The 11,834-nt window shown below is 62.4% G+C and carries 10 protein-coding genes; 8 read left to right on the forward strand and 2 right to left on the reverse strand.

Features of this window, described 5'->3' with window-relative positions; all coding sequences use genetic code 11:
- The 8 genes from AC1D35_RS20035 to AC1D35_RS20070 form a co-directional block, all read left to right on the forward strand.
- Positions 1 to 471: substrate-binding domain-containing protein (locus AC1D35_RS20035; RefSeq protein ID WP_477939714.1), on the forward strand; the 471-nt coding region annotated here is incomplete at its 5' end.
- A gap of 102 nt (positions 472 to 573) precedes the next feature.
- Positions 574 to 1,596, forward strand: a complete 1,023-nt coding sequence (locus AC1D35_RS20040) for a galactitol-1-phosphate 5-dehydrogenase (RefSeq protein ID WP_477855703.1) — start codon at positions 574 to 576, stop codon at positions 1,594 to 1,596.
- 59 nt (positions 1,597 to 1,655) lie between these two features.
- Entirely contained in the window at positions 1,656 to 3,173 is a 1,518-nt protein-coding gene (locus tag AC1D35_RS20045) for an FGGY-family carbohydrate kinase (protein WP_477855704.1), read from the forward strand.
- The gene (locus AC1D35_RS20050) at positions 3,170 to 4,156 is read left to right on the forward strand and encodes a sugar-binding transcriptional regulator (protein WP_477939717.1); all 987 of its coding nucleotides are present in this window, start codon (positions 3,170 to 3,172) and stop codon (positions 4,154 to 4,156) included. Before AC1D35_RS20045 ends, AC1D35_RS20050 begins: the two co-directional genes overlap by 4 nt.
- Positions 4,156 to 5,646: a sugar ABC transporter ATP-binding protein gene (locus AC1D35_RS20055; RefSeq protein WP_477855706.1), complete on the forward strand. Its 1,491-nt coding sequence runs from the start codon at positions 4,156 to 4,158 to the stop codon at positions 5,644 to 5,646. Before AC1D35_RS20050 ends, AC1D35_RS20055 begins: the two co-directional genes overlap by 1 nt.
- Positions 5,639 to 6,640: an ABC transporter permease gene (locus AC1D35_RS20060; protein ID WP_477855707.1), complete on the forward strand. Its 1,002-nt coding sequence runs from the start codon at positions 5,639 to 5,641 to the stop codon at positions 6,638 to 6,640. The genes AC1D35_RS20055 and AC1D35_RS20060 overlap by 8 nt, the downstream gene beginning before the upstream one ends.
- A 31-nt stretch (positions 6,641 to 6,671) precedes the next feature.
- Positions 6,672 to 7,625: a deoxyribose-phosphate aldolase gene (gene deoC / locus AC1D35_RS20065; RefSeq protein ID WP_477939720.1), complete on the forward strand. Its 954-nt coding sequence runs from the start codon at positions 6,672 to 6,674 to the stop codon at positions 7,623 to 7,625.
- Between the two features lie 11 nt (positions 7,626 to 7,636).
- Positions 7,637 to 10,015, forward strand: coding sequence for an aldehyde dehydrogenase family protein (locus AC1D35_RS20070; protein ID WP_477855709.1), 2,379 nt, complete (start codon positions 7,637 to 7,639; stop codon positions 10,013 to 10,015).
- A gap of 232 nt (positions 10,016 to 10,247) precedes the next feature.
- Here AC1D35_RS20070 and AC1D35_RS20075 read toward each other — a convergent pair whose 3' ends face one another.
- Entirely contained in the window at positions 10,248 to 11,045 is a 798-nt protein-coding gene (locus AC1D35_RS20075; RefSeq protein ID WP_113509863.1) for an HAD-IIB family hydrolase, read from the reverse strand.
- On the reverse strand, positions 11,045 to 11,827 hold the full coding sequence (locus AC1D35_RS20080) for a DeoR/GlpR family DNA-binding transcription regulator (protein WP_113509864.1): 783 nt from the start codon (positions 11,825 to 11,827) through the stop codon (positions 11,045 to 11,047). The genes AC1D35_RS20075 and AC1D35_RS20080 overlap by 1 nt, the downstream gene beginning before the upstream one ends.
- Positions 11,828 to 11,834 lie beyond the last annotated feature (7 nt).

An 11,834-nucleotide genomic window follows, 5' to 3' on the forward strand; every position in this document is an offset into this window, starting at 1 on the left:
ATGATGGACCGTCGCGACGGCTTCCACGATGCGATCAAGGCGAGCGACGCCAAGATCGTCGAAGGCCCCTATGCCGAATATATCCGCGCAAACGCCGTTACCGCCATGCAAGATCTGTTGCAGGCAAACTCGGACGTCAAGGTGGTTTACGCCCACAACGACGACATGGCGCTCGGTGCACTACAGGTGCTCAAGGAGAATAATCGTAACGACGTCTTCGTTGCGGGCGTCGACGGGTTGTCGGAAGCGCTGAATGCCATCGGGCCGAACGGGCAGTTCATTGCGACGGCCTTGAACGATCCTCAGTATCTTGGCGACGTCACCATTCAGGTGGCTCGAGAGGCTGCCGCAAAGAAGCCGGTTCCGAAGTTTGTCGATGCAGGTTCGGTCTTGGTGACTGCAGATACCGTCTCAAAGGTCCCCCACGCTGGCCTTTTCGCGGAATACCGGCCGACGGTGCTCAACAAGTAACGACCTCCCAAGTGGCCCGGAGGGATGAATACCTCCGGGCCACCGAACCGCCGATCCCGATCGATCGGCTGATCGCCTATCCGCATTCGAAGGATCTATTTCATGCGTGCAGCCGTACTTTACACACCAGGCGACATCAGGCTGGAGGACGTCAGAAAACCCGTCCCGGATGCAAACGAGGTTTTACTGAAGGTCGCGGCCGTCGGTGTGTGCGGTTCCGATCTGCCGCGCATGCTGAGTAAGGGTGCCCACAAGATGCCGATCATCTGCGGGCATGAGTTTTCGGGGCGTATCGAAGCTATCGGCACGGACGTCAGCGGTTTCGTTGAAGGCGATCTTGTCACGGTGCCGCCGATGTTGCCCTGCGGCAAATGTGACCAGTGCGTCACCGGCAATTTCTCGCGCTGCCGGGACTATGACTATTTTGGTTCGCGCCGCGACGGCGCTTATGCCGAATATGTCTGCGCTCCAGTCGCCAATCTGCTGAAGGTTCCCGATGGTTGCGATCCACGCGCTGCCGCAATGGTCGACCCCGCCTCGATCGCGCTTCATGCGATTTGGAAAGCCGGTGGCGTCAAGATGGGCGATCGCGGCGCAGTCATCGGCTGCGGCCCGATCGGTCTTTTCGCCATCCAGTGGATGCTGCTGATGGGCGCCACCGAAGTCGTCGCCATCGACGTTTCGGAAGAAAAGCTCGCAATGGCGCGGGAAGCCGGCGCCACACACACACTTCTATCGACAGACGAAGTCCCCAAAGGGCTGCTTGCCAACCTCATCGTAGAGGCCGCCGGTCATCCGAGCTCCATTAACACAGCCGTCAAGCTCGCAGCCCCCGCTGGCCACGTCGTCTTTATCGGCATTCCCGTCGGTGAAGTGCCGCTCGCAAATGCGTCCTTCCAGCATTTCCTGCGCCAGGAAGTGTCGCTGCACGGCTCCTGGAACTCTTTTGGTGCCCCTTATCCTGGTCCACAGTGGACCGTGACACTGGAGAAGCTTGCGAGTGGCGCGCTGAAATGGGAATTCATGATCACGCACGAACAGGGGCTGGAGGAGCTGCCTGCGATTTTCGAGCGCATCAGGACGGATCGTAGCTTCTTCTTCTCGAAGATCATGTTCCGTCCCTGATCGGTCGTTCCGGCCAACGGCCGGGACTGCCTGGAGGAGCAGGTGGGAGGATAGTTCGCATGGCTCATATACTGAGCTTCGATTTTGGCACAGGCGGCGTTCGGGCCGGCGTCTACGATACCGAACAGCGCCGAATGCTCGGTCAGTCCGACGCGGCATATGCCACGCATTACCCGCGTGCGGGATGGGCAGAGCAATCGCCGGAGGACTGGCGGACTGCCCTGCGCGCCGCCGGCCGTGACGTGCTGCGAAAGACGGGACGCACGACCCTCGATGCTGTCTGTTGCGCCACGACAGCCTCCACCGTCGCGGTCTGCAAGCGCGATGGCACGCCACTGTCGCCCGCCCTGCTGTGGATGGATTGCCGCGCCCAGGCCGAAAGTGACCGGACTACGACCCTGGAACATCCTGTCATGCGCTTCTGTGGCGGCTCGGATGCTGTCGAGTGGCTCGTGCCAAAATCGATGTGGCTGAAGCGGAATCAGCCGGATGTCTGGGCGAAGGCCGAAATCGTTTGCGAAGCGCTTGATTACGTGAATTTCGACCTGACCGGCGAATGGGTCGGCTCGCGCATGAACGCGGCGTGCAAGTGGAATTACGACAGCGAGAGCCATCGCTTCGTGCCGGAGATATACGAGGCGCTCGGCATTCCGGATCTCATCGACCGGTTGCCGCAGCGCATCGTCCCGGTCGGCGGTATCATCGGCCGTATGCGCCCCGACATGGCGGCCGATCTGGAACTTGAGAATTGCCCCGTCGTCGCCCAGGGTGGCATCGACGCCCATATCGGCATTCTCGGTGCCGACACGGTGGAGCCCGGCAGTATGTTGTTCATCGGCGGCACCTCGATCGTCCAATTGGTGCAACTGGCCGAGAAAGGTGACGTCTCCGGTTTCTGGGGTCCCTATCCCAATGCATTGACCGACGACCGCTGGCTCGTCGAATGCGGCCAGGTTGCCGCGGGTTCCATGCTGAATTGGCTCGCTGGCGAGATGTTCGGCCTTGACGGTGACGGCCATGCGGCACTGATCTCCAAAGTCGCCGCCAAACCTGATCACTCCCATGGCCTGTTGGCACTGGACTACATGATGGGCAACCGGACACCCTACCGCGATGGTGCCCTTCGGGGCGCTTTGATGGGACTGACGCTCGGCCATACCCGGGCAGATATCTATGCGGCGGCCGTTGATTCCATCGCGCTCGGGTCGGCCAATATCATTTCCGTCCTGAAATCGCATGGTGTCGTTATCGACCGCGTGATGATGGCGGGCGGCATCGTTAAGAATGCCGCCTGGCTGCAGGCAACCGTCGATGCCATGGGCCTGCCGGTGCAGGTGGTGCGGGAGGACAATCTTTCGCTCGTCGGCACCGCTGTCGCGGCCGCCTCGGCGATCGGCGTCTTTCCTGATCTGAAGACGGCGGCGAAGGCCTGCGTCGTGCCGGGCATCGAGTTGCTTCCCGACCCGCGCCGCGCCGACTGGTTCGCCGACACCCTCGCGCTCTACCGGGAAGCGACCGCGCAACTGCGACCAGTCTTGCATCAACTCGCCCAGCGGCAGATGGGATCGCTTTCATGAGCGAGAGAAATCCCTATTCTGCGCGCCTGCCGATCAACGAGCAGCGTGACCACCTGATGGTTCAGGTCGCCAAGCTCTATTACGACCTCGACCGCACGCAGTCGGAGATCGCAAATGAACTTGGCCTGACCCGTTGGCAGGTCGGTAAGCTGCTGACGGAATCGAAGGAGGCGGGCATTGTCCGCATCGAGATTACCCCACGGGCGGGGCGCAGAACGTCGCTGGAAGTCGAGTTGCATCGGCAGTTTGGCGTGCGCGAGGCGATCGTCGTGCCAACGGGCGAGATCGACGACCAGACGCTGATCATCGATAGCGTCGCCCAGGCGGCCGCCACGCACCTCGCAAGTCTCAGCCCAAAACCTACACTGATGGGCGTGAGCTGGGGGCGCACCATGGCGGCCGTTGCCCGCGCCCTGCCGAAGGACTGGTGCCCCGGCCTGCATGTCGTGCTCGTTAATGGTTCGACTGCGCTCACCACCACCACCAGCCGCAATTCTGCCGTTGCTGAAGAAATCGCGCAGTCGGCAGGCGGCCGCGCCACGCTGCTGCCCGTACCGGCGATCCTCGGCTCGCGCACCACCCGCGATGCGCTCGAAAGAGATCCGATTATCGAGCGCGTGCTACAGCTTGCGGAAGAAGCTCCAATCGTCTGTTTCGGTCTTGGCGGCCTCAGCCATCAGTCCGTGCTGCTTGCTTCGGGTTATCTTGATGACGGAGACATTGCCGGCCTGCGTGCACTCAACTCCGTCGGCGACATCATGGGACGCTTCGTCGATCGGAAGGGGAAGATCGCCGATCGCAATCTCGACGACCGCACCATCGGCCTCAGGCTCGAAGCGCTTGCCAACAAGGCTCGCGTCATCGGCGTCGCCGCCGGCGAGGACAAGCATCTGATTGCGGCAGCTTGTCTTAGGGCCGGCTACGTGACGGACCTGGTCACCGACGAGGGAACCGCGTTGCGCATATTGGAGGAGACAGCCTAATGGAGGACGTGCTTCATATCGAAGGCTTGTCCAAGCGATTTCCGCCACAGATCGTGGCGCTTGCAGAGGCCAATCTGACGGTCCGCAAGGGAGAGGTGCACTGCCTGCTCGGCGCCAACGGCGCCGGCAAATCGACATTCCTCAAGTTGATCGCCGGCGCCCTGTCGCCCTCGGGCGGCGAGATAAAGGTTAATGGCAAAAAGGTCACCTTCCGGACGCCCTCGGAAGCGGCGGCATCGGGCATTTCGATGATCTACCAGGAACTCGATCTCGTACCGCAGCTGACCGTTGCCGAGAACCTCTTCCTCGGCCATCCGCCGGCACGCTACTGCTTCCTCAGGAAAGGCAACCGCCGCCAGCGCGCCGGGGAGGCGCTTGCCCGCGTCGGCGCGAGCTTCTCGCCGGATGACCGCGTCGGCAGCCTGTCGATCGCCAACCAGCAGCTGACGGCGATTGCCCGATCGCTCACGCGCGATGCCAAGGTCATTATCATGGACGAGCCCTCAGCCGCGCTGAACGAGAACGAACTGAAGGCCGTCTTCCGCGTTATCCGCGAACTTACCGCCCAGGGCGTCGCCATTCTGTATGTCAGCCATCGACTCGGCGAGCTGCGTGAGATCGGCGACCGCGTCACCGTGTTGCGCGGCGGACAGACAATCGAGACTTTCGATGTAGCGGGCACGCCCGACAGCGCGCTAGTCGAAGCCATTCTCGGCCGCAACCGCGCTCTGGTGGAACGGCAGGACCGGCCGCCCGTCACAGGCGAGGTGGTGCTGAAGGTCGATCGGCTGACAGGCGCACAGGGTCTCAATATCAGCAATTTCGAGCTGCGCCGCGGCGAGATCGCAGGTTTGACAGGTCTCAACGGGTCCGGCCGGACCTCGTTTCTGAAGGCATTGTTCGGTGCCGACAGCAGCAACGCCCAGATGTCCCTCCACGGCAAGCCCTTCCGGCCACGGTCCCCGCGCGATGCCATTCGCGCCGGGCTCGGGCTCGTGCCGGAAAACCGCAAGACCGAGGGGCTGATCCTCGACGCACCGATCTACCGCAACGCCATGCTGCCGAGCATGCAGGGCAAGTTCCTTGCCCGCCACGGCCAGATGAAGTCACAGGCGATCCCCGTCCTCAAGCAGCTCTCGACCAAGTACGGTGCGCCGGAGCAGAAGATCATCCAGCTCTCGGGCGGAAACCAGCAGAAGGTCGTCCTCGCCAAATGGATCATCAAGGGCGCACAACTTCTCCTGCTCGACGAGCCGTCCCGCGGCCTCGACATCGGCGCCAAGGCCGATCTCTACCGACTGGTAGAACAGCTGGCCGCCAAGGGCGCGGCTGTCATCGTCGCTTCCTCCGAGCTGGAGGAGCTCTATGCGGCCTGCGACACCATCTGGGTCTTCCATGAAGGCCGCAACATCGCCCGGTTCGATCCGGCGAAGACCGATCAGGACACCATCCTGAAACACCAGATTCTGGGAGAAGACTACCATGACTGACACCGTGACGGGTACGTCGCCGATGCTGCGCTCCCCGCGCCGCATCGTCGATCTGGCGATCGAATACAATTTCATCGTGATCTTCCTGGTAGTCGTCGCGATCGCGGCGATCCTGTCGCCAAACTTCCTGACGCCGGTGAATATCTCCAACCTGTTCCAGCAGGCGACCGTCACCGGCGTTGTCGCCATCGGCATGACCTTCGTCATCCTGACGGGCAACATCGACCTCTCGGTCGGCTCGGTCACGGCGCTCTCCGGCATGCTGGTTGCCGTGCTCCTGGCGGCCGGAATGCCTGTTGTGCCGGCACTGTTCCTGACGATCCTTGTCGGCGCCTTGGCGGGCGCCGTCATCGGCCTGATCACGGCGATTGCCGAAGTACCGAGCTTCATCGTCTCGCTGGCCGGCCTCGTTTCCTTCCGCGGCGTCACCTACCTGCTGACGGACGGCGTGCCGGTCTCCGGCCTTCCCCCGGCCTTCGGATCGATTTCCTCGACGATGGTTTCCATCTTTCCCGGCACGTCCATCAGCACCATGGGTTTGATCTTCGTCGTCCTCTGCGTCGTCGCCGGCGGCATCCTGCGCCTAACCGTCTTCGGCGAATCTGTCTATGCTACGGGCGGGAACGCCGAGGCAGCGCGCCTTTCCGGCCTGCCTACGACCCGCATCCTGATACTCGTCTTCACCGTTTCGGGTATCATGAGCGCGCTTGCCGGCATCCTTCTCACCTCGCGTCTGCGGATTGGCCAGCCGACTGCTGCCCAGGGCCTCGAACTGGACGCCATTGCCGCCGTCGTTCTCGGCGGAACCTCACTCTTCGGCGGCCGCGGCGGCGTGCTCGGTACCTTCTTCGCCGTGATGCTGCTGCAGGTGCTGCGCAACATCTTCAACCTGCTCGGCCTTGGCTCCTTCTACCAGATGACCGTGACCGGCCTCATCATCGTGGCCGCCATTCTGCTGAACCGCTTCATCGACATTCGCCGCGGCCGGGGCTGATCCCGCGCGCCTGAGGAACTGGATAACACCAATGACAGAACATATTCCCCGTCCGCAGGGCACGCCGCTGACAACCGACTGGTTCGAAGGCAACGTGGTCAACCTCAGCGCCGCTGAGCGCCGCGCCGCCACGTTGCCCACCCGGCGCACAGTCAAGAAGGAATGGCAGGCAGCCTGGCTGCTGCGCGCCATAACCTGCATCGACCTGACCACGCTCGCCGGCGACGACACGGAAGGCCGCGTCATCAGGCTCTGCGCCAAGGCGAAAGCCCCCATCCGCGCCGACCTGTTGGAAAGCCTCGGGCTCGACAGCCTCACCGTCGGCGCCGTCTGCGTCTATCCGACGATGGTGCCGCATGCCGTCAAGGCGCTTGGCAACTCTGGCATCCCCGTCGCTTCGGTCGCCACCGGCTTTCCCGCCGGCCTCACCCCGCTGCCCATCCGCCTTGCCGAGATACGCTATGCCGTCGAGCAGGGCGCCCGCGAAATCGACATCGTCATCACCCGCGAGCATGTGCTGACGGCGAACTGGACGGCGCTCTACGACGAGATCAGGGCGATGCGCGAGGCTTGCGGTCCAGCACACATGAAGGCGATTCTGGCTACAGGCGATCTGCGCTCGCTCTCCAATGTTTACAAGGCCTCGATGGTCGCCATGCAGGCAGGTTCGGATTTCATCAAGACCTCGACCGGCAAGGAGGAGGTCAACGCCACCCTGCCGGTCTCGCTCACCATGGTCCGCGCGCTCCGCGACTACCGCGACCTCACGGGTCAGATCGTCGGCTTCAAACCGGCCGGTGGCCTGAAGACCGCCAAGGACGCCATGAACTGGCTGATCCTGATGAAGGAGGAACTCGGCACTCGTTTCACCATGCCTGATCTCTTCCGCATCGGCGCCTCCTCCATGCTCGGCGACATCGAACGCCAGCTCGAACATCATCTGACAGGCCGCTATTCGGCCGCCAATCGCCACGCGCAAGCATGAGGACGACCACCATGCCTTCCATCAAGGATATCATGCAAACCATGGATTACGGTCCCGCCCCCGAAAGCAATTCCGAGGTCAACGCTTGGCTGCGGACCCGCTCGGCCGGTCTCGGTCACTACATCAACGGCAAGTTCATGGCCGCAGAGGGCACGCTGATCGATGTCGTCAACCCTGCGACGGAAGAGGTCATAGGCCGCATCGCCAAGGGTACGGCGGACGATGTTGCAGCCGCGGTCAAGGCCGCTCGCGCCGCCTTCCCGAAGTGGTCGGCCCTTGCGGGCCATGAACGTGCGAAATATCTCTATGCTATTGCCCGGCACATCCAGAAGCGCGAGCGCTTCTTCTCAGTGCTCGAGACGATGGACAACGGCAAGACGATCCGCGAGAGCCGCGACATCGACATTCCGCTCGTCGCCCGGCATTTCTACCACCATGCCGGCTGGGCCGAACTCTTGGCCGACGAATTTCCCAACCACACCGCCGTCGGGGTCTGCGGTCAGATCATCCCCTGGAACTTCCCGCTGCTGATGCTGGCGTGGAAGATCGCCCCGGCGCTGGCTGCCGGAAACACCGTCGTCATTAAACCGGCCGATCTTACGCCCCTGACAGCCTGCGCCTTTGCCGAGGTACTAGAAGAAATCGGTCTGCCGCCTGGCGTCGTCAACATCGTTCACGGGGACGGCGAGACGGGTGCCGCGATCGCCGGCCATCCCGATGTCGACAAGGTTGCCTTCACCGGCTCGACCGATGTCGGCCGCATCATCCGACGACAGATTGCCGGCTCGGGCAAGAAGCTCAGCCTCGAACTGGGCGGCAAGTCGCCCTTCATCGTGCTTGAAGATGCCGATCTGGATGCAGCCGTCGAAGGTGTCGTCGACGCCATATGGTTCAACCAGGGCGAAGTTTGCTGCGCCGGATCCCGCATCCTCGTGCAGGAGGGCATTGCGCCGAAATTCTTCAACAAGCTGAAGAACCGCATGACCACGCTGCGCGTCGGCGATCCCCTCGACAAAACGATGGATATCGGCGCCGTCGTCTCGGCCAAGCAGCTCGCCCGCATCAACGGCCTTCTGGCAACGGGCGAGAAAGAAGGGGCGACGCTCAATCTCGCTCCCATCCCCCTGCCCTCCAAGGGGTTTTTCTGCGTCCCTGGCTTCTTCACCGGCACCGCGCCAGCTCACTTGGTCTCGCAGGTCGAGATCTTCGGCCCGGTCGCCACCAGCGGCACCTTCCGCACCCTCGATGAAGCCGTGACGCTGGCCAACGACACGCGCTACGGCCTGGCCGCCTCCGTCTGGTCCGAGAACATCAATCGCGCCATCGAGCTGGCCGCCAGGGTCAAGGCCGGCGTGGTCTGGATCAACGCCACCAACATGTTCGATGCCGCAGCCCCCTTCGGCGGCTACCGCGAGAGCGGCTTTGGCCGCGAAGGCGGCCGCGCCGGCATGGGCGAATATCTGACGCTTGCGGCGGACGAACAGGCGAAGGCGCGTCCCGAGCCGTCGCTCAAGCCACTGGTTACGCCGGCAGCAGGCAAGGCGGATCCCAATATCGACGTCACCTCCAAGCTCTATGTCGGCGGCAAACAGGTTCGCGCGGATGGCGGCCAGAGCTATACCGTCACGGGCAAGGGCGGCCAGGTCCTTGGCCAAGCGGCGCTCGCCAACCGCAAGGACATCAGGAATGCCGTCGAAGCTGCCAACAAGGCGACATCCTGGAGCGGCGTGACGGCGCACAACAGGGCGCAGGTGCTGTATTTCCTGGCCGAGAACCTCAACCAGCGCAGCGCCGAGTTCGTGGCGGCGCTGGCCTCGACTGGCGCCAGCCCGAAGGCCACGGACGAGGTCGAGCAGACCATCCGCCGCGCCTTCTGGTATGCCGCGCAGGCCGACAAGTTCGACGGCGCGGTAACTGCCACCAAGTCCCGGCACGTGACGATGACGGTGAACGAGCCGTATGGCACGGTCGGTATCGTCGCCCCCGATGAGGCACCCCTTCTGTCGCTGCTGTCGCTGATCCTACCGGCCATCGCGCTCGGAAACCGCGTGGTCGCCATCGCTTCGCAGAGCCATCCCCTGATCGCCGCCCGTTTTTATCAGGTCATCGAGACCTCGGACGTGCCGGACGGCGTCATCAACATTCTGACTGGTGAACGCGACGTGCTAGCCAAAACGCTGGCCGAGCACGACGACGTGTCAGCCGTCTGGTACTGCGGCAGCGCCGAGGGGTCGGCGATGGTCGAGGCCGCGTCTGTCGGCAATCTCAAATCGACGTGGGTCGACAACGGCAGGCTTCGCGACTGGCGCGATCCGAGGCAGGGACAAGGTGCAGAGTTCCTGCGCCGCAGCTCTCAGCTCAAGACGATCTGGCTGCCTTATGGCGAGTAGCCTAACCGAAGGGCGCGCTTTCGTGCGCCTTTCCTTCTTCACAAGTTATTGCTCCGGCAAGAACCAGGCAGATGTCTGACAACCAACCGTAATTAAAGGGCCGGTACAACATCCGACGACTTCTACCGGCCCACCTCATCGCATTGCTTCTCCATCGCAAAGGACGTGGGACCGCGCGATCAATCAGCGGCTTTTGCGTTCCATGACCCGTCCTTGGGGACTGCGCCTGGCTCTAAGCTTTTGTATGTTTGGCGGCGGCAAGAATGGTCTCCCCGATATCCGCAAAGCCGAGACCCGCAGGCCGGGTCGAAATCCATCGAGGGGCATGGGGTAACTCCGGCAATATCGACAGAACATTGTTCACGCCGAAGGAATTGCCGATGTAGCCGAACATCGGTGCATCGTTGCGGGAATCGCCGACAAAAGCTGTCACCAGCAGAACCTCTTCCGGGCTCACGCCAAACTCCTGGACCAGGACACGCTCACTCATCGAGCGCTTGTCGTAATTGCCTATCCACGTGTTGATGTGGATCGAGCTAACGGCAACGGTTGCCGAACGGGCGCGCAGACACGTCGCCAAGCGGTCAACCTCGGCCGGCGGATGGCCAACAATATCGATGGCAACGTCTGCCAGCCGAAAGGCTTGGTCATGCGCAATCTGAAAGGGCAAGCCCTCGTGTGCGATAATGTCGGCAACCGTTTCGAGATGACGCCGTTGTCGCTCGCTCTGAACTGCCTGCCCCTCCCAATAGTCGAAGATCACATTGCGCCCCCGGCGGAAGACGGCAAAGGCGCCGCTTTCGCCGATTGCCGCCTTGACGGGCCAGGCGCGGACAATGTGCTCGCACCAGCCCGCGGAGCCGCCAGTGACCGGAATGACCGCAATGCCGGCATCGTTCAGATCCCAAAGCATCTGATAGGTCTCAGGCAGCAACTGCCCTTCGGTTGTCAGCGTGTCGTCAATGTCGGTGAAGAGATAGCGGACGCCGCGAAGCTCGTCTGCAGATGGAGCTCGATCAACAAAAGTCATCAATTTTCCTCGCCGCTTGTGACGATTTCGACGCCGCTTGCGGCAAGTGCCTGCCTGCTCTGCGAATCGTCCGGAAGGCGATCCGTGTAGAAGCGGTTGAGTTGCTTGAACGGAGCGACGCGAACAGCCGCCGTTCGCTCCCATTTACTGACGTCGGCTACGAGAAAGCGCGTCTGCGAATTCTCGATCAACGCATTGGTGATCTGCGCCTCACCATAGCTGAAATCCATAATCCCGTTGGTCGCGCTCAACGCACCGGCACCAAAGACGGCATAATTGGCGTAGAACTTCTCGATGAACTTGATGACGTCGGCGCCGACCACGTCGCGGTCGTCATGGCGCAGCAATCCTCCCGTCAAATGCACTTCCACGCTCGGCGCATCGCAAAGGGTCAGCGCCACATGGATATTGTTGGTCACGACAGTCAGGCCCTTGTGGTCGCGCAACGCCTCCGCCACGAATTGAACCGTGCTGCCGATCCCGAGAAAGACGGTCGAGTCCGGACCGATATCGCTGGCCAGACACCTGGCGATCGACCGTTTGGCACGCTTGTTCAACTGCGCGCGCGCATTGAGGGATATATTGCTGCCTTCGACGGGGAGGTCCACGCCGCCGTGAAATCGCCGGGCGAAACCCAGATCGCACAGCGTGTTGATATCGCGGCGTATCGTCTGCGTCGTCAGATCATAACGGCGAGCGAGCTCCTCGATGAACTGGGTCCCCTCGTTTTCGATCAATGCCAGGATTTCACGCTGTCGCGCCGAGATCATACGCTGCGCCATCGGCTGT

Source organism: Rhizobium sp. P1_E6 (assembly GCF_056405875.1).